Annotated in this window: 23 protein-coding genes; 17 read left to right on the top strand and 6 right to left on the bottom strand. The window is 39.7% G+C overall.

Annotated features, from left to right (window positions below; genetic code table 11):
* Positions 1-71: 71 nt before the first annotated feature.
* The 14 genes from GQF29_RS06265 (at position 72) to GQF29_RS06195 (ending at position 13,498) form a co-directional block, all read left to right on the top strand.
* The gene (locus GQF29_RS06265) at positions 72-4,067 is read left to right on the top strand and encodes a M64 family metallopeptidase (protein ID WP_160340763.1); all 3,996 of its coding nucleotides are present in this window, start codon (positions 72-74) and stop codon (positions 4,065-4,067) included.
* Positions 4,068-4,144: 77 nt separating this feature from the next.
* The gene (locus GQF29_RS06260) at positions 4,145-4,624 is read left to right on the top strand and encodes a DUF5640 domain-containing protein (protein ID WP_008789348.1); all 480 of its coding nucleotides are present in this window, start codon (positions 4,145-4,147) and stop codon (positions 4,622-4,624) included.
* 15 nt (positions 4,625-4,639) lie between these two features.
* Positions 4,640-5,413, top strand: coding sequence for a class B sortase (srtB, locus tag GQF29_RS06255; RefSeq protein ID WP_083807000.1), 774 nt, complete (start codon positions 4,640-4,642; stop codon positions 5,411-5,413).
* Between the two features lie 46 nt (positions 5,414-5,459).
* Positions 5,460-6,443 (top strand): helix-turn-helix transcriptional regulator, encoded by a 984-nt coding sequence (locus tag GQF29_RS06250; RefSeq protein WP_008789350.1) that lies wholly within the window; start codon positions 5,460-5,462, stop codon positions 6,441-6,443.
* Positions 6,444-6,656: 213 nt separating this feature from the next.
* Positions 6,657-7,232, top strand: coding sequence for a transcriptional repressor LexA (gene lexA, locus GQF29_RS06245; RefSeq protein ID WP_233523979.1), 576 nt, complete (start codon positions 6,657-6,659; stop codon positions 7,230-7,232).
* A gap of 130 nt (positions 7,233-7,362) precedes the next feature.
* A complete protein-coding gene (locus tag GQF29_RS06240) occupies positions 7,363-8,088 on the top strand; it encodes an ImmA/IrrE family metallo-endopeptidase (protein WP_008789352.1) in 726 nt (241 codons plus the stop codon).
* Positions 8,089-8,649: 561 nt separating this feature from the next.
* Positions 8,650-9,237, top strand: a complete 588-nt coding sequence (locus GQF29_RS06230; protein ID WP_008789353.1) for a hypothetical protein — start codon at positions 8,650-8,652, stop codon at positions 9,235-9,237.
* A 104-nt stretch (positions 9,238-9,341) separates the two neighbouring features.
* The gene (locus GQF29_RS06225) at positions 9,342-9,902 is read left to right on the top strand and encodes a type II toxin-antitoxin system PemK/MazF family toxin (RefSeq protein WP_008789354.1); all 561 of its coding nucleotides are present in this window, start codon (positions 9,342-9,344) and stop codon (positions 9,900-9,902) included.
* Complete coding sequence (locus tag GQF29_RS06220; protein WP_002587855.1) at positions 9,895-10,116, top strand: excisionase; 222 nt, start codon at positions 9,895-9,897, stop codon at positions 10,114-10,116. Before GQF29_RS06225 ends, GQF29_RS06220 begins: the two co-directional genes overlap by 8 nt.
* Positions 10,117-10,207: 91 nt before the next feature.
* On the top strand, positions 10,208-10,438 hold the full coding sequence (locus tag GQF29_RS06215) for an excisionase (protein ID WP_008789355.1): 231 nt from the start codon (positions 10,208-10,210) through the stop codon (positions 10,436-10,438).
* Positions 10,419-10,655, top strand: coding sequence for an excisionase (locus GQF29_RS06210; protein WP_230862189.1), 237 nt, complete (start codon positions 10,419-10,421; stop codon positions 10,653-10,655). The genes GQF29_RS06215 and GQF29_RS06210 overlap by 20 nt, the downstream gene beginning before the upstream one ends.
* Positions 10,656-10,669: 14 nt before the next feature.
* Positions 10,670-10,921 (top strand): excisionase, encoded by a 252-nt coding sequence (locus GQF29_RS06205; protein ID WP_008789357.1) that lies wholly within the window; start codon positions 10,670-10,672, stop codon positions 10,919-10,921.
* An 11-nt stretch (positions 10,922-10,932) separates the two neighbouring features.
* Positions 10,933-12,165 carry a tyrosine-type recombinase/integrase gene (locus GQF29_RS06200; protein ID WP_008789358.1) on the top strand — a complete coding sequence of 411 codons (1,233 nt, stop codon included), beginning with the start codon at positions 10,933-10,935 and terminating at the stop codon, positions 12,163-12,165.
* 871 nt (positions 12,166-13,036) lie between these two features.
* On the top strand, positions 13,037-13,498 hold the full coding sequence (locus tag GQF29_RS06195; protein WP_008789359.1) for a GyrI-like domain-containing protein: 462 nt from the start codon (positions 13,037-13,039) through the stop codon (positions 13,496-13,498).
* A 129-nt stretch (positions 13,499-13,627) separates the two neighbouring features.
* Here GQF29_RS06195 and GQF29_RS06190 read toward each other — a convergent pair whose 3' ends face one another.
* Complete coding sequence (locus GQF29_RS06190) at positions 13,628-14,926, bottom strand: tyrosine-type recombinase/integrase (RefSeq protein WP_004612414.1); 1,299 nt, start codon at positions 14,924-14,926, stop codon at positions 13,628-13,630.
* A gap of 87 nt (positions 14,927-15,013) precedes the next feature.
* On the bottom strand, positions 15,014-15,709 hold the full coding sequence (locus tag GQF29_RS06185; protein ID WP_004612413.1) for a helix-turn-helix domain-containing protein: 696 nt from the start codon (positions 15,707-15,709) through the stop codon (positions 15,014-15,016).
* A gap of 171 nt (positions 15,710-15,880) precedes the next feature.
* On the opposite strand from GQF29_RS06185, the gene GQF29_RS06180 reads away from it, so the two are divergent.
* On the top strand, positions 15,881-16,096 hold the full coding sequence (locus GQF29_RS06180; protein ID WP_004612412.1) for a helix-turn-helix domain-containing protein: 216 nt from the start codon (positions 15,881-15,883) through the stop codon (positions 16,094-16,096).
* 247 nt (positions 16,097-16,343) lie between these two features.
* Positions 16,344-17,780 (top strand): MobA/MobL family protein, encoded by a 1,437-nt coding sequence (locus GQF29_RS06175; protein ID WP_008789361.1) that lies wholly within the window; start codon positions 16,344-16,346, stop codon positions 17,778-17,780.
* Positions 17,781-17,831: 51 nt separating this feature from the next.
* Here the strand turns inward: GQF29_RS06175 and GQF29_RS06170 are convergent, their stop codons facing one another.
* The 4 genes from GQF29_RS06170 to GQF29_RS06155 all read right to left on the bottom strand — a co-directional run bounded on the left by GQF29_RS06170 (position 17,832) and on the right by GQF29_RS06155 (position 19,841).
* Positions 17,832-18,005 (bottom strand): cysteine-rich KTR domain-containing protein, encoded by a 174-nt coding sequence (locus tag GQF29_RS06170; RefSeq protein ID WP_004612410.1) that lies wholly within the window; start codon positions 18,003-18,005, stop codon positions 17,832-17,834.
* 9 nt (positions 18,006-18,014) lie between these two features.
* Entirely contained in the window at positions 18,015-18,758 is a 744-nt protein-coding gene (locus tag GQF29_RS06165; protein ID WP_004612409.1) for a CPBP family intramembrane glutamic endopeptidase, read from the bottom strand.
* Positions 18,758-19,321 carry a TetR/AcrR family transcriptional regulator gene (locus GQF29_RS06160; RefSeq protein ID WP_004612408.1) on the bottom strand — a complete coding sequence of 188 codons (564 nt, stop codon included), beginning with the start codon at positions 19,319-19,321 and terminating at the stop codon, positions 18,758-18,760. Before GQF29_RS06160 ends, GQF29_RS06165 begins: the two co-directional genes overlap by 1 nt.
* 139 nt (positions 19,322-19,460) lie before the next feature.
* Positions 19,461-19,841 carry a TnpV protein gene (locus GQF29_RS06155; RefSeq protein ID WP_008789362.1) on the bottom strand — a complete coding sequence of 127 codons (381 nt, stop codon included), beginning with the start codon at positions 19,839-19,841 and terminating at the stop codon, positions 19,461-19,463.
* A 483-nt stretch (positions 19,842-20,324) separates the two neighbouring features.
* On the opposite strand from GQF29_RS06155, the gene GQF29_RS06150 reads away from it, so the two are divergent.
* Positions 20,325-20,921 carry a lipoprotein gene (locus GQF29_RS06150; RefSeq protein WP_008789363.1) on the top strand — a complete coding sequence of 199 codons (597 nt, stop codon included), beginning with the start codon at positions 20,325-20,327 and terminating at the stop codon, positions 20,919-20,921.
* Positions 20,922-21,045 lie beyond the last annotated feature (124 nt).

Raw genomic sequence — 21,045 nt, 5'->3', positions numbered from 1 at the left:
TTTTCATTGACACATATAACACCTTGCAATATAATAAAAGCAAATATATAGCTTAGAAAGGAAGTTCCTTAATGACGAAAAAAATAACCGCAATATTCTTGGCATTGTACATGGCAATTTCCGTTTTGCCGATGACCATTCAGGCGGCATCAAAGCCCGATATTAAAGTTGGCGACTATGTTAAAATGGGCGTGTATAACAATGCCTCAATTCTTTGGCGATGTGTAAGCATTGACAATAACGGACCGCTTATGCTTGCAGACAAAATTGTTGACACCCTTGCATATGATGCCAAAACAAATGACAACAGCAATTCAAAATCACACAGCAGAAGCTATAAGCGTGATGATTACGGTTCTAACTATTGGAAAGACAGCAATATGCGTTCTTGGTTAAATTCGACCGCAGCTGAAGGCAAAGTCGATTGGCTTTGCGGCAACCCTCCGAAAGACGGATATGTAAGCGGTGTGGGAGCGTACAACGAAAAAGCGGGTTTTCTCAACGCTTTTTCAAAATCTGAAATTGCGGCAATGAAAACCGTTACCCAGCGTTCTCTCGTTTCTCATCCCGAATACAACAAGGGCATAGTTGATGGAGACGCAAATTCGGATTTGTTATACTACACCGATATTTCGGAAGCGGTGGCAAACTACGACAGTTCATATTTTGAAACTACAACCGAAAAGGTTTTTCTTCTTGATGTAAAGCAGGCTAATGCCGTGTGGAAAAATCTCAAAGGTTATTATGTTGCGTATAATAATGACGGTATGGCTTGGCCTTATTGGCTTCGCACTCCTGTTACCGATTGCAATCACGATATGCGTTATATCAGTTCATCGGGTCAGGTCGGTCGTTATGCTCCGTGGTATTCCGATTTGGGCGTAAGACCTGCATTTTATCTCGATTCCGAATATTTTGTTACAACTTCCGGCAGCGGCTCACAAAGCAGTCCTTATATCGGCTCTGCTCCAAATAAGCAAGAGGATGATTATACAATTTCGGAACCTGCCGAGGACGCAAATCCCGATTGGAATGTCAGCACCGAGCAAAGCATTCAGCTCACCCTCGGCCCGTGGTATTCAAATGACGGAAAATATTCTAATCCTACCATCCCTGTTTATACCATCCAAAAAACACGCAGCGACACGGAAAATATGGTTGTTGTCGTTTGCGGCGAGGGATACACAAAAAGTCAGCAGGGCAAATTCATCAATGATGTCAAACGACTTTGGCAGGACGCTATGAAATATGAACCGTATCGCAGTTATGCCGACAGATTCAATGTTTACGCTCTTTGCACAGCTTCCGAATCGACTTTTGACAATGGTGGAAGCACCTTCTTTGATGTTATAGTCGACAAATATAATTCGCCTGTTATTTCTAATAATCTCCACGGAAGTCAGTGGAAAAATCATATTTTTGAGAGATGTATCGGTCCTGAATTTATCGAGAAAATTCACGATGCTCATATCAAAAAAAAGTGTGATCCAAACACAATTCCGTCCGGTTCGGAATATGAGCCTTATTATTATGTTCACGATTATATTGCTCAGTTCGCTATGGTTGTAAACACAAAATCAGATTTCGGCGGTGCTTATAATAACCGTGAATACGGCTTCCATTATTTCATTTCGCCATCAGACAGTTATCGTGCGTCAAAAACTTTTGCACACGAGTTTGGACACGGTTTGCTCGGTCTCGGTGATGAATACAGTAACGGATATTTGCTTGACGATAAGGAACTTAAATCACTCAATCTTTCCTCGGTTGAAGACCCGGAAAAGATAAAATGGCGACAGCTTTTAGGTTTTAGAAACACATATACCTGCCGCAATGCTTACGGCTCAAAAATGCTTGTTTCAAGTTATGAGTGCATAATGAGAGACACAAACTATCAATTCTGTGAGGTTTGCCGTTTGCAGGGCTTCAAGCGAATGTCTCAGCTTGTTAAGGATGTAGACCTTTATGTTGCAACTCCCGAGGTTAAGGAATATACGGGCGCTTACTCAAAGCCGTCTGATTTTACCGACCTTGAAACAAGTTCATATTATAATTACACATATAATCGCAATGACCGACTTTTGAGCGGCAACAGCAAAAGCAGATTTAATACTAATATGAACGGTAAAAAAATCGAGCTTAGAACTGTTATTCAAAACATTTCAGATAAAAATGCACGACAATTAAAATTCAAAATGTGGATTAAGCACTCCGACGGAAGCGTTGCGACCGATTCATCGGGGAATCCGCTTCAAACAGTACAAACCTTTGACATTCCTGTTTGGAATGATAAGGCAAATTTCTGGCCGCTCGGTGCTTTGGATCACATCAAAAGCGACTTTAATTCAGGCTTAAAGAGTTGCTCGCTTATTTATCAAATTCCGTCTGATGCACAGCTTAAGAGCGGCGATACCGTGGCATTTCAGGTGCTCGATGAAAACGGAAATGTGCTTGCAGACGACAATACGGAAACACAGCGCTACACAACCGTTTCAATTCAGTATAAATTTGAGGACGGCTCTGAAATTCCAAACACTGCCGGCGGAACATTTACCGTGCCATACGGCACAAAGCTTGATTTAACACCGGCAAAAACACTTTATGATTATGAATTTATAAAGGTTGACGGCTTGAATAAGCCTATTGTTTCGGACGGAACGGTTGTTACATATTATTACAAAAATAAAAACGAAGAACACACTCACAATCTGACTTTGGTTGCTGCGAAAGCTGCCACCTGCACTACTGCGGGCAATTCCGCATACTACACCTGCGATGGCTGTGACAAGTGGTTCGCAGATGCAACAGGATCGGTAGAAATTACCGATAAAACCAGTGTGAAGATTCCGGCTCCCGGACATACCGCAGGCACAGAATGGAAGTCTGATGATACTAACCACTGGCATGAATGTTCTCGTTGCCACGACAAAAAGGACGAAGCGGCTCACGATTACGGTTCTGACAATGTTTGCGACACCTGCGGATATTACAAAACTGTACCGCACACTCACAATCTGACTTTGGTTGCTGCGAAAGCTGCCACCTGCACTACTGCGGGCAATTCCGCATACTACACCTGCGATGGCTGTGACAAGTGGTTCGCAGATGCAACAGGATCGGTAGAAATTACCGATAAAACCAGTGTGAAGATTCCGGCTCCCGGACATACCGCAGGCACAGAATGGAAGTCTGATGATACTAACCACTGGCATGAATGTACAGTTGCAGGTTGTGGCGTGATTATCGAAAGCACGAAATCGGCTCATACCGCAGGAGAGTGGATTGTAGATACCCCTGCAACAGCTACCACCGCCGGTACAAAGCATAAAGAATGTACGGTTTGTCATCGTGTATTGGAAACACAACCTATTCCTTCAACGGGAACAGAACTCAAAATCATCGCCGGAGATAACCAGATATATAACAAGGCAAGTGGAAGTGATGTGACAATTACCTGCAATGGTGATTTTGCAAAATTCACGGGAATTAAGGTGGATGGCTCAGTTGTTGATTCCAGCAATTATACCGCCGTTTCCGGTTCTACCGTTCTTACCCTGAAAGCAAGTTATCTCGGTACGCTGACAGACGGAAGTCATACAATCACCTTTGTCTACACAGACGGTGAGGCAAACGCTAACCTGACAGTTAGAACAGCAGGTAGTGGACATATTCATGACTATGGTACTGAATGGAAATCCAATGCAGATAATCACTGGCATGAGTGCAACTGCGGAGATAAGAAGGATGAAGCAGCACACAGCTTCAAGTGGGTTGTTGACAAGGAAGCTACCGCAACCAAAAAGGGTTCCAAGCATGAAGAATGCAAGATCTGCGGTTACAAACGCTCGGCAGTTGAAATTCCTGCAACAGGAACATCGACTGCTCCGACAGACACAACAAAGCCTAATGACACAACAAAGCCCGGAAATACCAATGGCAGCGAAAAATCTCCGCAGACCGGAGATAACAGCAATATATTCCTTTGGTTTGCATTGCTGTTTGTTTCGGCAGCTGGCGTTACGGGAATAACAGCTTACAACAAAAAGAAAAAAGAACACGCTGAATAAGTCAGCAATAGACCTTTAAGCAAAGGGCGGTGACGGGGATTCCCGCTACCGCCTTCCTGCTTAGATTGGAGAAAGCGATGCAAGACTATCAACCTATCAGTCCCGGCGAGCAAAGGCACTCGGAAAGACCTTTAACTCGGTCGGAACGAATCGCTTCTAGAAATAGAATGAAAAAGAAAAAACAGAACCAGCGCCGTATGCTGATCGGCGGTGCTTCTGTCCTGCTGATTGTGATTATTGTTGCCATTATTTTGATTGTAAAAGGCTGTTCGGGTGCGACAGACGCACTTGCAGGCACCTGGGATTTAGATAGCAACACTACCTATGAATTTGACGGCAAAGGCAGCGGTGAAATGCTCCTCACCCTTGCAGATTATGATTTTACCTATGAAATCAAGGACAATCAGCTATATATCGACTTTGTGAACGAATCGGCACATGACGCAACCTATGAGTTTAGTGTCAAAGGCGATACCCTCACCCTCATCGGTGGCGAAGGAACAATCGGCGGAACTTATGAGCTGACTAAGGTGCATGATAAAAAAGCAGACAAATAAGGACGGTGTTACGCTATTAAAAAGGTATGGAAAATCCTGATTTTATCTGTATGTATAACTGTTTTTTCTTTATCTGCATATCACATTTATGATTATTGGAAAGAAACACAGGACAGTCAAAGACAGAATGATGTGCTGATTGATAAAGCGATAGAAACCGCACCACAAACACAGCAAACGGAGAATGGACAAACAGAATCTGCGATAAAGCCTGTTTCTGAAACTGCACCAATTACGGTAGACTTTGAGCGTTTGCAGGAAGAAAACAAGGACATTATTGCTTGGCTCTATTGCCCGGATACCGAAATCAACTATCCGGTAGTACAGAGCAAGGATAACGAGTATTATCTTCGCCGACTGCTTGACGGTACTTGGAATATAGCGGGAACGCTTTTTATTGATTACCGAAACGCCGCCGATTGTTCTGATCTGCATACCATTATCTACGGTCATAATATGAAAAACAACACGATGTTCGGCTCTCTGCCTAAATACAGTAAGCAGGAATATTACGAAGAACATTCTGTTTTGTATCTGCTCACACCAAAGCAGAATTATAAAGTGAAGCTGATCGCCGGATATGTTACACCGTCAGATTCAAAGGTGTATGAATTTGAGAAAACGAAAGAGGAACGTAGTGGACTGCTGAAAACAGCGCTGGATAATTCCTTGTTTACCTCCGGGACAACTGTATCCGATGAGGACAGACTGCTTACACTGTCTACCTGTTCCTATGAATATGACAATGCTCGTTTTGTACTGATGGGTATTTTAAAAGAAATCGGGTGAAATTTACTGTAATTTGCGGTGAGTCTGTTCGAGAAAGGATAAATGTATGGAAGCAAAACCAAGAATACTATATCTACTGAAAATCTTGTTGGAGCGTACTGATGAAGAACACCCGCTTTCTACAACGCAGCTCATCGGGATTTTGAATGAGGAATTTGGGATTTCTGCTCACAGGACAACCATAACGAAGGATATAGCAGCTCTTGTGGAATATGGACTGGATATTGTAACCATTCATTCGACGCAGAGCAAGTATTTTGTAGCCAGCCGAAAGTTTGAACTGCCGGAGCTGAAACTGCTGATAGATGCAGTAGAGTCATCGAAGTTCATTACAAAGAAGAAAAGCGAAACGCTGATTGAGAAAATACATACGATGACCAGTCCGGGGCAGGTGGCAAAGTTGAAGCGTAATAATTATGTAGTCAATCGAATTAAGCCGGATAATGAGCAGATATATTACATCATCGACGCTATAAACGACGCCATCAATGCAGGCAAGCAGATTTCTTTTCAGTATTATGATTATACCGGATTAAAGAAAAAGGTTCTGAAGAACAAGGGCGAGATTTATAAGCTGAGCCCGTATAAACTTCTCTGGTGTGGGGACTATTATTATGTTCTCGGATACTCTGAGAAGAAAAGCAAGGTTATCAATTTCAGGGTAGACCGTATTGCTTCCAAGCCGGAGATACTGGATAAGGATATTATTCCTATGCCTGATGATTTTGATATTGAGAATTACACAAAGGAAGTATTCTTTATGTTCTCAGGCGAGAAAGTCCTTGTGGATTTACGATGTGATAACAGTCTGATGAAAACAATGGTTGACCGTTTCGGAGAAGATGTGACAATCCTTGCGTATGATATGACTTCTTTCAGGATACAGACCGAAGTATCAGCCAGTCCGACTTTTTTCGGTTGGGTGTTTGGCTTTAATGGCAAGGTACAGATACTTGCACCGGAAAGCTTGAAAGAGCAATACAAACAAATGCTTACAAAAGCTACTGAAGATATGAAAGAGAATGAATAGTGTAGATTTGCATTTATGTGTATGGTCTGCATAAAGCGTAAAGTCAATATTAAAGAATGAAGAGGTGTTAGCAAATTGCGACACCTCTTTTTTTTTACGAAAAACCTACTTGAAAAATTTTTCGTATCAGGTATAATAAAACTATCGAAAGCAAACTGCTTCCGATAGAAAAGAAAGTGAGGCGCAGGTATGAGAAGCAAGAGTCCTGAACTTATGAGTGAAATAAAAAAGTATATCGAGGATTATTACCTGCAAAACAGACAATCCCCATCGACTACAAAAATTGCTGAAGCTGTTGGTATTGCCAGAGGTACAGCATACAAATACTTGATAGAGATGGCTGAGAAGAATATGATTGAGTACGACGGGCAGGAGATTAGTACCAATGTGACCCGTAAGTACAGTGGCGAACAGACACAGACACCGATTGTAGGTTCTATTCCTTGTGGTAGTCCTCAGTATGAGGAAGAAAATATTGAAGAATATGTATCACTTCCTGCTGCTATTTTCGGCAAAGGAGATTTCTTTATATTAAGAGCAAGCGGTCAGTCTATGATTGAAGCAGGGATTGATGACGGCGACCTTGTGGTTGTCAAAAAGCAGGTAGAAGCCAATGAGGGCGATATAGTAGTTGCCCTTGTGGATAATCAGAATACATTGAAACGTTACTTCCGAGATGATGAGAATAAGAAAATCATTCTCCATCCGGAAAATAAGAAGATGAAAGACATCATTGTAGATGAGTGCTGCATTCAGGGTGTGGCTTGTCACATCATCAAAGAACTATAGCAGAGGACAGACGAATGAGAACACTTGAAGGAATTCGCTATCTAATCAATTTGGATAGTGCGGAAATACAACAGAACTTTGCCGGAGGAGTTGCACCGCCGGACAAGGTGGAGTCGGAGGTGGACACAACTTGAGTATTTATATGTCAAGAGCCGAGTTGGAAGAAATCAGCGAAGGCTTGATAACAGCTTATGCTAATAAGTTTAGCAATCGAGTGATTCAATCCATCGACATAGAACATTTCATTACAGAATTTCTTATGTTACGAATTGAATACGCTTCTTTCGCAGAAGATGATGCAGGCAGGATTGGTTTTCTGGCAGATGGAGCAACACCACTGCTGGTACATCAGGACGGAAAAATTATTCCCTTTGTTTTCCCGAAAGATACCATCGTACTTGATAAATTTCTTCTTGCTGAAAAGGAGCAGGGACGTCGCAGGTTTACAATGGCACACGAAGCGTCACATCATATCTTGAGTAAGATGTATGCAATGCCGAGTGAAGGACGCTTTCATGCAGAGTATGACAGTGAGCGTAGTTATTCCAAAGAGGAACTGGCTCAGATGTTTGCGTCTGTTGAGTGGCAGGCAGATACAATGGGAGCTTCGCTTCTTATGCCGAGAAGAATTATTGAAAATGCCTTGGCGAAATATAATCAGTCAAATCCGATAAAAGTTTATGGCGATAATACCATCACTTCAAAGGATAAAGCAGTTATCCGTAGAATGGCAGCTTATATCGGAGTATCCTATACAGCTTTGGTTATCAGATTGAGAGATATGGGACTATTTGAGTATCACAATATCCTTGAGTACATTTCCAATGAATTAAATCTTGGAGGTGTTTCGCAATGAGGTTACAGACTCAGGTAGCACCTGAAATACAAAAGAGATTGCTTCTGTCAAGAGTAGAAGCAGAAAGCCTGAAAGAGCGTGATATTCTCTGCCCGACTTGCGGGTTCAGGATACAGAGAGTTTTTTCAGACGCAACCGGACATTTGAGTGTGAAGTGTCAGAAATGCAAGAATGTCCACATTTTAAATCTTGCTTACTTCCGAAGAATCCGTAGGAACGGATATGGCAGGAATTGCAGGCGATGAAGATTACAAGTAAATATCGAAACGATTTCTAATCGAGTAAGCGGAGATAAGCAATTTATTTGCTAAACTACCAAGCACCGTACGAAGCCGGATAAGTGAAGAATAGAAGTATTCTTTGCTGTCCAGATTCGACGGTGCTTTTTTTGTTGCTGTTTTATTCGATTATGCTTCGTGCAGTATTAGGTCTTTTCCCTTACTTGGGAAAGGACTTTTATGTTTTATAACGCATGGCAGTGCCAGATAGCTAAATACCCGTAATCTCCGAATTTTTGATTTCAAACCAATTCAAAAATTCAAATTCAAGGAGATTACGGAAATGACAAAGAACAACAAATTAAATAATCAGGAAGAACTTTTCGCAAGAGATTGTAAACTTATGAACCTCAAATATGAATATGACGGATATACCGGCACAGAGAAATGGGCAGTTATTACCGAACTTACCGAAGAAGAACTGTGGGATAAATATCCAGATATTATCAGCAGATATACTCCATTTGTCCTGCTGTCTATGGCACAGGGAAAAGTGATTATTGACGATAACAGAGAAACTCATAGATGTGAAATGCGAGATGCAAGACATTTAGATGCTTTTTGTTATGAAGATGATTTATTTGAGCAATTCCATAATGAAGCATTCTTAGATTTTGTTGACCCATTTGAACTCAGAGAAGCAGAAGAAATTGCAGAGAGGAAAGAATTACAGCGTCTGCGTGAAATTGAGAAAGTTAGAATAGTGCTTTCAATGATGAAACCAGCTCAGGAACGAAGATTGTATAAGTTTGTCATTGAGGGAAAGAGCTGTCGTGAAATAGCCGTAGAAGAAGGTACTTATCACAGTTCTGTCAGCAAATCTATTGAAGCGGCAAAGAAAAATTTTAAGAAATTTTATGAGAACCTCTGATTTTGGGTGTCCAAAATGAACTCTTTTGTGCAATGAGTGAAGGGGTTATTTCATTCCGGATACGAATGACACTTCAAAATATTTAGAAATGTGAGGTTTTACATATGAAAGAAAAAACAATTTGCCGTGGGGATTTATTCTACTACGACTTCGGAACACGAACAGGTTCGATACAAAGCGGAACACGACCGGTACTTGTAATTCAGGCAGATGATTATAACAGAAACGCACCAACAATTATTGTGGCTGCTGTAACAGGCGTTATCAAGAAAAGATACCTGCCGTCACATATCCTGCTCGGTCAGGAGTTTGGACTCAAGAAGCCGTCAATGGTTCTACTGGAGCAACTTCAGACAGTAAACAAAGATGAACTCAGAGATTACATCGGAACGATTGAAGATGAGCAGCTTTTAAGGCGGATAAATATAACGCTTAAAAAGACTTTCGGACTTTGGATTTATAAGGAAGAAAAGAAAGAAAATATCCGTTGCCTTTGCCAAAAGTGCCTGAAAGATTATATTCACAATCCCGATTATATCGTGCGTCGCCTTGACCCGTTTGCTAAGGTCAAAGACCATTGTGATAAATGCAATCAAACCGGTTGGGATTATGTGATTACCGAAAGACAGTACAACGCAAGAGAAAAGGGGTGTCAGAATGTCTAAGAAAAGATATGAAATTGTAAGTTATGACATCCCGCTTTGGTTAAAACCTGTTTTATCGGTAACGGAAACTTCAATTTACACAGGGATAAGTGCCAATAAGATATATGAGATGTCAGAATCGGAGGACTGTCCTTTTGTGATATGGATAGGAAGTCGCAGGGTAATCAAGAGAAAATCCTTTGAGGAATACCTCGAAAGGCAGTATTCAATATAGTAAAAAGTCAAATCTGCGATGAGTCCGATTGCATAATGGGCTTATCGCAGAAAAATGAATATACTGATGCCATCAATACAAGGAGGACGAAATGCAAAGCAAAAAAGAAATGCCATTAGAGCATAAGCCTATATTAACCATAAGAGAAGCGTCTTTTTATACAGGAATCAGTGAGAAAAAACTGATTGAAATAACAAATCTATATGCCTGTCCATTTGTATTGTGGATGGGTAATCGCAGATTTATCAAGAGAAAAGCATTCGAGAAATTTATTCAGACATCGGAATTTAAGGGAGGTGCAGATGATGAACAGATTGAGTGATGAGTGGTTTTCCAGTAAAAGCGAGAGCGTTCCGTTGTGGCATAAGATAGCACTTTCTATTGATGAAATGTATGTATATACGGGCATTGGTAGAGAAACAATACGAGAACTTACAAAGCAACCGGAAGCAAAACAATTTACATTGAAAATTGGGAAAAGAACTCTAATTAAACGCAAACAATTTGAAGAATATTTAGACCAGATGTGTTCTATTTGAGGGGAGGAATGTAGATGTATAAAATAGATGGTTCTGAACTTTATGAATATCAGCAACAGCTATTGCAACCACCGGAGGATATACCGATTTGGGAAAAGAAATGTCTTACGGTCGAGGAAGCGGCTGCTTATTCAGGTATTGGAGAGCGAAGATTAAAGGCATTATTGATGGATAAGGATTGCAGTTTCAGAATTGCAAGAAGCGACAGGCTTTTAATTATACGAGAGAAGTTAGAGGAGTTTATTGACTCAAGCACAGAATTGTAGGAGGTAACACAATGGCAAATACTAAAAGAAAAGATAAATCAAGAAAGGTTCTCCGCAAAGGGGAATCGCAACGTCCAGACGGTACTTATCAATTCCGATGGACAGATGAGAACCGTAAAAGACATTGTATTTATGCAAGGAACTTGGATGATTTAAGATATAAGGAAGATGAAATTGACAAGGACAAGAAAGACGGTATCAAGGCAGAAGCTCGCTATACATCACTTAACGATATGTATGAACTTTGGAGAGATTTGAAACGTGGAATAAAGAATAATACTTTTGAAAATTACAAATATATGTACGAGACATTCGTGCGTAATCAGATTGGTTCTCAATTCATAATGTCTATAAAAAAGACTGATATAAAGAGGTATTATAACAGTCTTGTTGATGATAGACATCTGAAACCCGCAACGATTGACAGCATACATACCGTTCTTCATCAGGTTTTTGAGATGGCGGTAGATGATGATTATATCAGAAGTAATCCAACAGATAATGTTTTGCGTGAACTTAAGAAATCGCATTGCTTTAAGACCGAAAAACGCAGGGCATTAACTAAACCGGAGCAGGAACTTTTTCTTGAGTATCTGAAGAATACACCGGAAGCACAGTACTGGTATCCGATATTTGCGGTTATGGTTGGAACAGGGTTGCGTGTGGGAGAACTAACCGGACTTAGGTGGTGTGATATAGATTTAGAAGAAGGGATTATAGATGTGAATCATACACTGGTTTATTATGACCACAGAACTGAAGGAAGCAAGAAAGGCTGCTATTTCAATGTGAATACAACCAAAACTCCGGCAGGTATGAGACAAGTTCCTATGCTTGAATTTGTGAAAGAAGCATTTTTAATGGAAAAAGAAAGGCAGGAACTTCTCGGACTGCATTGTGAAGCTACGGTTGATGGATACACTGATTTTGTTTTTGTAAATCGTTTTGGTCAGCCGCAACATCAAGCAACCCTCAATAAAGCAATCCGTCGTATCATAAGAAATTGTAATGATAAGCAGTTTCTGGAAAGTGAAAATCCAGAGGTTTTACTTCCACACTTTAGCTGTCATTCTCTCAGACATACATTTACTACAAGAATGTGTGAAGCCGGAGTGAATGTGAAAGTCATTCAGGACGCACTCGGACACAAAGATGTATCTACTACATTGAACATCTATACAGATGTAACAAAGGAATTAAGAAAGTCAGAGTTTGAGGGATTGGAATTACAATTTAATCAGTAAATAGTCAGAGAATCAGAAAGAGAGCATATGCCGTAGAGATGCGGGGTGTGCTTTCTTTACTTTATGACGAGAAAGTGGTAGAATGAAGCACAGGACTTATAGCAATGATATAAAACCAAAAACTAAATAAGGACATACACCATTTACACCAATTTTTACACCAAACCTCATTTTTACTTTCACGAAACAAGTGGGAATGGTGTAAAGAGGTTGAATAAAAGCCCATTCATAGGCGATAAAATTTACAAAATGGAATTAAGTCGTGAGTGGACGATTTCGTTCCTCACATGAAACAAAGAAATAAGTAATTACAACCTCATGTGAGCATTATATAACACTTAAATAATCGAAATTTATACCATACAATCAATGCTTTTTACAATGTATAAGTATCATACACATTGTAGATAAAAATCATTGATTTTGCCGTGAAAATTGATTTTTTCGTAAAAATGTCGTGAATTTTCCGTGAAAAATTAGAGAATGAATATGATATTTTTTAAATATAAATGAAGAATATTGTGATTAATAACGGAAGAAATCACAGATAAGAAAATTATTATACAGTTAAAAATTAAAGTTTTAATTAATAGCATTTTATCATTTTTGAATTGTAATAATATCCATATCTTTATAAAAGATGTGGATATTTTTTGGACAGGGGTTTGATTCCCCTCGCCTCCACCAAATTTAATGCTCAATTTGGATGTCATCTAAAACAGATGGATGTCATGCATGATATATGGTCTTTTTTGATTAAGAGTTCGCCCAATTTGGATGTCAATAAATTTGAAAATGATTGTTATTGATAAACATGAATTGTATAATAAATTTAATAGAAAGATAAATTGGAATTTGATGGAGGTAAAAAATGAAAATTGAAAGATGTGAAAAAGAGTCCTTTGTTGTAATAGGGAAAGAGGGTTCATCATTAGATGGAGCAGGATTTATTCAAAAATTATGGGACGAGGCAAATTCCCATTTTGAAGAAGTTCAACATTTAGCAAAGAAAGATGAAAACGGAAATATAGGTGGAATATGGGGAGCAATGTCTGATTTTTCTCATTCATTTAATCCATGGGAGGACTTCAACAAAGGACTTTATCTTGCCGGAGTAGAATGTAGTGATGACGCAGAAGCCCCCAACGGTTGGACAAAATGGATTATTCCTGGTTATGAATATATTTATGTGGAATGTGAAAGTGACGATACCTTTTCAAAGGCGATAAAATATCTGGAAGATAATGCTATTCCATTGGTGGGTGCAGTTCATGATTTTACTTGTCCGCAGACAGGGAAAAATTATATGTTTTTTCCGATTAGAAAGTTATAAACAAATTCCAATTTATCTATTCAATCCTCTGTAAACCCTGTGTTTTCAAGGCATATCGCCTATTAAATATTCAAACCTTATGTATTTTCCCTTGTTTTTGCCCTTATGAGCCGAAACAAGGGAAATTTTTTATGCTCCGCCGATTACCTTATCCAGTAGTCTTGCGGAAGTACGCTTCGCTTCCCTTGTAGCGTGAGCGTAAATGTTCATTGTGGTACTAACATCAGTGTGTCCGAGTAGTTCCTGCACATCTTTAGGTGCTGCACCGTTTGAAAGCAGATTGCTTGTATAGGTGTGTCTGAGCATATGGAAGTGGAAATCCTCCAATCCCTCCAACTTTTTTCTCGCTGTCCTGCACATAATCCCCACCGTACTCGGTGCTTCAAATGCCCCGTCAGGTCTAAGGCAGACAAAGGATAATTCCTTGTACCCCTCTGGGACTTCCTCCGCCCTCGGCAGACTGTAAACCTCATAATAGGTGCGGTCTTTTTCTTTGACCTCCAAATAGTAATTAAGACTGTACAGTTCCCCGTATCGGAAACGGTTTTTATGCTGTTCTGCTTTCGCAGTTTTCAGGATTGCGGCAAGCGTATCGCAAAAGTCAACTGTGCGGATTTTTTTACGCTTTGTTGCCCCTATTTCTGTTTTGTGCCTTGCCCCGTTGTAACGCATACTGCGGCGTACTGTCAGATATTGTTCTTCAAGGTTGATGTCCTGCCAAGTCAGACCACAGACCTCTCCAATACGCAAGCCTGTATAATAGGCTATCTGTATAGGAAGAAGTGCAGGATTGTTTTTCTTTTTCAGGAAGTCCTCTAACCTCTGATACTGGTCATAGCTGAGCGTTGGTGTGGAAGTTGTTTCCCCATCCTCGTAAGAGAACAGCTCGTATTCTTCTTTCTTTCCTCGCCATACCACATACTGCATCGGGTTAAAGGTTATCAGCCTTTTCGGGAATACTGCAAAACGGAACGCCCCTTGTAAAACAGCCGAAAACAATCGGAGATACCCTTTGCTGAGTGCCTTTGCAGTTGTACCGTCAGGATTTGTGCCTCCAAAGCTGAGAAAGTCTATATACGCCTGTAAATGGTCGGCGGTTACGGTTTTCAGCTTTCGGTTTCCTATCGGGTGCTGTTTGATACGGTTGACCGTTCCTTGATAGGACATTACCGTACCATTGCTGAGATTGCCGGGTTTCAGTTCTTCCTCCACCCACAGATCGAGCAGCATACCAACCGTGATGTTTTCAGACTTCGCAACGAATTTCTTTTCCTCATAGTCAGCGATTGCTTTTCTGAGCAGGGCTTCTGTTTCAGACTTGCTTTCTGTTCCCACAAACTCTTTCTGTACTTTTCTGCCGCTTTCATCTTCGATGTAGAAGCGTGCGTACCACTTTTTACCTTTTTTTCTTACAGAACCTTTTGCCATAGATAAATTTCCCCTTTCTATCCGTGGCAATCGGGACTGTGACATATGGTGTGCGTAAAGTAATAAGGTTACTTATGCCGATGAGTGTCAGTCATCGTTTTCACTTGTCAAAGAGCCACGGAATTTTTCTTTTTCAGCAACCCTTTCTTCAGCTGCTGTCACTATCCCGAACAGGTCGCCCATCTTTACAGCGGTGCGTCCCTCATCGTAGATATGTAAAATCCCATCTAAAAACTGCTTCATATCCTCGATAGGAAGTTCCATTTCTTTACGGTAAACTCTTTCCATAATTGCCCTTGACTCAATCGCATAGCGGCGTAAGGACTGCTTTAAGCCTTCGTCCTCCGCTACACGGTCAACTTCAGCCGTTGCGTCTGCAAAGTGATAAGCCATAACCGTATAGAGGTCAATCATCTTTCCGAGGAATGTCGTGAGCAGCTGTTGGTGCGGTTCTCCCTTTACCACAGAAGAAACCGTATCAAGATATTTTTTGATATGTTCCTCCATATCCCTTGCACATAAAGTGCGGCTATCATATTCCTTATCTTCGGAAAGTCCTGTCAGCCATTCGGGAGTGGTCAGGAGTGCCTCTGCCAGTCCATTGATAATCATTGTACGCTTCGGGTCTACTCCGTCCGCTTCATATCTCTGAATAGTAGATTTGTTTACCCCGACACGCTTACCAAGTTCGGGCATTGTTAAGTTTAATTCTGTTCGGCGTTCTTTCACTCGTTCACCGACCTGTTTTGCGGTGAATGTAATTTCTTTTTTCAAGGTTTTCACCTCCTATTGCTGATAGTATATCATAGAAAAACTTATTTTGCAACCATAAATTTAATAATAGGCAAAAATATTTCTTAATAAGTTGCAAAACAAGTTGACAAGAGATAGCAAAACAAGTATAATTACAGATACACAGTTGCAAAATGCGTATTTTGAAAGGATGTTGATAAAATGAGCAACATCAAAATGGGTTTAACCATAGAAGAAGCAGCAGAATGTACGGGTATCGGAAGAAATACAATGCGTAAGTTGGTAGACTGGGGCAAACTTCCCGTCCTCAAGGTCGGCAGAAAAGCGATTATCCGCAGGGATACTTTAGAGCGATTTATGAGTGTCAATCAGGGAAGAAACCTGCTCAATGAAAACGATGTCCGCAAAGTAGAATAACTGTTCTCCAAGCCCCCAGCGTTTGAGAGCGAAATACACCCCTCGCACAAATCTTCGATTTGTACTCTGGGTATTTCGCCCTTGCAGGGGGCACTGTATCACAGCTTCGGACAATGCACCGCCGCTATGATACAGAAGAAAACAGCACACTGTTTTCTTCGCTGTCCGTCTGCTTACGCCGCCGAAACAGCGGCAACCGATTTCTCGGTTGCAAAAAGAGTATGCCCGTCACGGGAGAAAGGAGTATATGGCAAGACATTCATTTATACAGATGTCGAAGCTACCCAATGTCAAGGGAAGAATATCCTATATCACAAGCCACGCAAGACAGGAAAATCTCTATGCCACCTACCGCACCGCTGACAATGAATTTGGGAGTAACCTTGCAAGGGAAAGCCAGCAGGAATTTAAGCGAAGCGGTACAGAGGGCAAATGTATTGAAGCAAGGGAATTAATTATCGCCCTGCCTGAAGTATATACAAGATACGAGCCGCAGGAAGTCCTTGAAGATTTTACGGAGGAGTTCCACAGGCGGTATGGTGTGGAGTGCGTGTCAGCCCTCCACCACAACAAACGCAAGACAAACTATCATATCCACCTTATCTTCAGCGAAAGAAAACTGCTTCCTGAACCTGACATCAAGAGAGCCACACGCAGCGTGTTCTATGATGAAACAGGCAAAAGGGTACGCACCAAGAAAGAAATCACAGGGGAGGACGGACAGATACGAAAAGGCTGTACCGTCATAAAAAAGGGCGAGGTTTACGAAAGCCACCTCTTTACCGTGAAAGATGATAAATTCAAAAATGAGCCTTTTCTTCGGGAGGTAAAAGAGATTTACACCGACCTTATCAATCGGCATATCTCCGATCCCGAACAGCAGTTAAAGGTGTTTGATAAGAACAGCGTTTATCTTCCCACCAAGAAAATCGGTAAGAACAATCCCAAAGCCGCCGAGATTGAAGCGGATAACACCGCAAGGCAGGAATGGAACAGGACAGCGGATATGGCGTTGTTATCGGGTATTTCCGAAGCAAAGATTTTAGAAGTCAAGCAGACCGAGATACACGAAAAAGCAAGTCAGTCAATCATGAGCAAAGGCTGGTTACCTAATCTGTTCCGTGGGATTGTGGCAAAGGCAAAAGATTTTCTGCAAAGCCTTATCAGGGAAAAGGATATGCCGCCCAAGCCTACACTTGATATTGATATGGCAGAGTTCTGCCATATGCGAAGCCTGATGATAAAAGCGCATGAGGGGGCAAAGGAAATCCGTCATTTACAAGACGATATTCTTCCAAAACTGAGAGCGCAGCTTGCCGATACAAAAGGGATTTTCAAGGGCAAAGAGCGTAAAACGATTACCGAGCAGATACAGCAGACGGAAAAGAAAATCTCCGTTAAGCTGGATAAGCTGCCCGATATTCTGAAAGAGGACGGTTATCCCGATGTGCAGGCGTTTATGCGTACTTTCCGAGAAATGGAAAGTGTTGTAGAACAATATAACCGTGACCTTGCCGAATGGGAACGTCAAGTCAGCAGGAAACCGACAGCCACCGCTAAGGCACAGTACAGACCGCCCGAAAAGCAAAGCGTGTTAAAACATCTGCGTGAGATACAGGAACGCAATAAGCAGAAACCGCCCCAAAGACAGCGTAAGAAATCCTTTGACAGAGATAGCCGATAGGCATTCAAAAACCGCCGTGTATGGTGTTATCCATAGCGGCGGTATACATAATTATTTACTGTCTGCAAGTGTAATTTTCATATCCTGAACATTGATGATTGTTTCCTGCTTACATTTCGGACAGTAGAGAGGAAAGTTTTTTAATTCCGTATCTTCCCGTATCATAGTACGGGTTTTATTGCCGCATACAGGGCAATATATCCATTCTGAAATAATAGTTGGCATATAATATCATCACCGCCTATCATTATTTTCATATTCATCAAATTGTTTTGTTTTTTTCAATATCCACAGTGCGTAACTTAAGCTAATAATACATAATACTGCACTTGAAATAATATGAAACTTCATTGAAGAATTTTCAACAGCAAAAACGCTCGAAGAATTTACAAAACTATGTGCAATAATACACGGTAAAAGGCTCTTTCCTTTGTAAAAAATAATTGTAAAAAGAAAACCTATTGCGATTGCATAACAAACTTGTAAGAGTGTAGGTATTAAATCTTTTCCGTTCAGTAAGTTTACAATATGTCCAATTCCAAAAGTAACACTTGAGATAACAATCGCCAACTTTACATTGTCATTGTATAATGCTTTGAACAGAAATCCACGAAAAATAATTTCTTCAATGAATCCAACGCAGAGCATACTTAAAATATATAACACAGTTTCTAAAACAGACAGCTTCATCGTAACGCCATTCCATAGGTTAATACTCATAATTAGAAGTAGCGGAGTAAAATATAAGAAATTTCTAAGGCTTCCATTAAAAGAACACAGACCGTATTTTTCTTTTAAGTTGTGTTTACTCACAAAAACTAAAAGAAGCAATGTAAAAACTATAGCAACGGGTGCAGCAATTATTTTTTCAGTGCCAAGCGAAGCAGAAAAGCTGTCAGCAACACTAAACAAAACAACATAGGAAATAATCCAAACCAATGAGAAATTTAATTCATTTTTCTTATATAAACGATACATTATAATCCTCCTTTCAATGAATAAACTGTTCCGTCAAATACCAAGTCTAAATCAGATATAATCGTCTGTTCGTCATAGGTCATTTCGTTATTTGCAAACATACTTGCATATCCGTGTGCAATCAGGAATAATGAACGGAAAATGGTTTTCGCCTGTTCTGTATTGACCTCTACTTCTTTACTCAGTATAGCTATAATAGGCTGTAATTCTTCAGAATTTATCAACTCAGAAATATTTTTTCCTATAAACTCATTTGTTTGAAATAGAAACCGAAACAAATTTTTTTCTGTTTCAGCAAAGCGTATATAATTCAGTCCAATATCTTTCATCGGATTTTCACTCTGAATATTAGTTATATATTCGGAATGATACTCATCTGCCTTAACATATACAGTTTTTTTCAATTCCTCTATTGTTTTAAAATGATACATAACAGGTTGAGTGGAACAGCCTAATTTTTTTGATACAGTTCGTGCATTGATATTTTCTGCTCCCTCACTTCGTGCTATCTCAAATGCTGCATCTATAATCATCTCTTTTGTAATTTTCACCTTTGGTGGCATATTTTTCACCTCTCCGCCATTTTATAATTATTGTTATATAACATAAATTATAATAAAGGGAGAGATTTTTGTCAAGTTTCGTAACGAAAATACAGTAAAAATAAGCGACAGAGAATTTACTCCCTGCCGCCTTGTCTACTTATGCGAATATAATTTCCCTCTCCACAATCTCCATAGCACAAGCCCGAATGTTATTCATCTGTCCAACCCATTCTAAGGCATTTTTCGCCTTTAGGCGTTCCGTGATACCCTGTGCCTGCTTCATCTGTTCTACAATCCTTTCAAAGCGTTCCTCCGCCTGTTTATCGACATCCGCAAGATAAGCATTCAACTTGCCACTTGTGAGTAGCGTGGCGTAAAACGCCCTCTTATGTTCCTGTAAATATCGTTTGTGTCGCTGCCCCCATAAACCGATAGGTTTGTTTTCTTTTTCGGCTGGTAAGGTCAGGCAAGGGATATAATAATCTCTTTGCAGTTCATACCAAAGACCATTGCTTTCATCATAAATATACTTGTTCATTAAAAAATCCTCCACTATAATATATTCGCACATATGTCACAGTTCTCCGATTGCCACACTCTGTTATATCTTGTTATGGGATTTTCTTTCCCTTGATTTTGCCCTTATAAGCAGTCAGGGAGAGAGTAAACTTGTGTGAAATCATATAAAGGGATAAGGCGAACACATTGCGATAAATCCTTTATTTTCAAGGCTTTTGGAGGATTTTATTGATAGACTATAACCTCTGCTAAGAGGCTATAAAATTGTGTTATTCAAATTCCAGTTTATCTATAAATTTTAATATATGTATTCACAATTAAAATTTTAGAAGATGAAGAAAAATAAAATGAAGATGATTGAATCTCATTTTAATGAATGATTTGAATCATCTTTTTATTTTGAGTTTAAAGTATAACATGTTAACGTAAAACGATATAAATTAAAAGTATAGACTTTATTAAATTTATGTGCTGATAATATATGTAGGAAAGGATGATGATTATGAAAAAAATATTACTTTTAGCATTAGCAGTTCTCCTATTAACAGGATGTAGTTTAGAGAATCCAAATAAAGAAACAACAAAGTCTTTAAATAATCAAGAAGAAAAAGTTGTATTGACTGATGAAACCGATGAGGAAGAAAAAGAACAAGAAAGTACTTCTAAACCTGCAGAAAAATTGAATAATAAGAAAAGTGAAGAGAAGAAAGTGGATAATAAAACTTCTAATCAAAAGAAAACTACAAATAAAAAAACAAGTAAAACGACAGAATCAAGAAATACTGATAAACCATCAAAACAAAATGATGAAGAAAAAAATAGAAAGACACCTGTTGAAAAAGTACCACAGAAGAATAACAAGAAAGAAGATAAGGCTAAGAAAGAGGAAAAACATAAACACAGGTTCACTGTCAATGGTGGATGGTATAAAACAAGTGATGAAGCAATAAGAAAATTTCAATCCATCTCAGATCAATGGAATAAAAAATATGAAGATGGAGAAATCAGTTGGGATGAATATTGTCGAAAGTGTCCTACTGGATATGAAATCTACAGATGTACATGTGGCATGCAGGGATTAAATCTGATGTATGATTAAGAGTATTATATCAATAATAACTAATAGCTATAAGAGAGTTAGATGATAAAAAATCTAACTCTTTTTTTATTTACAAAGGAGGTGGTCGTGATGATTTAGATCAGTATACAAGCAGTAAAGAAGT

This window comes from Coprobacillus cateniformis (assembly GCF_009767585.1).
Lineage (GTDB): Bacteria > Bacillota_I > Bacilli_A > Erysipelotrichales > Coprobacillaceae > Coprobacillus > Coprobacillus cateniformis.
Note: the sequence above shows the minus strand (reverse complement) of the source record. Positions and strands in the feature narration are given on the sequence as shown.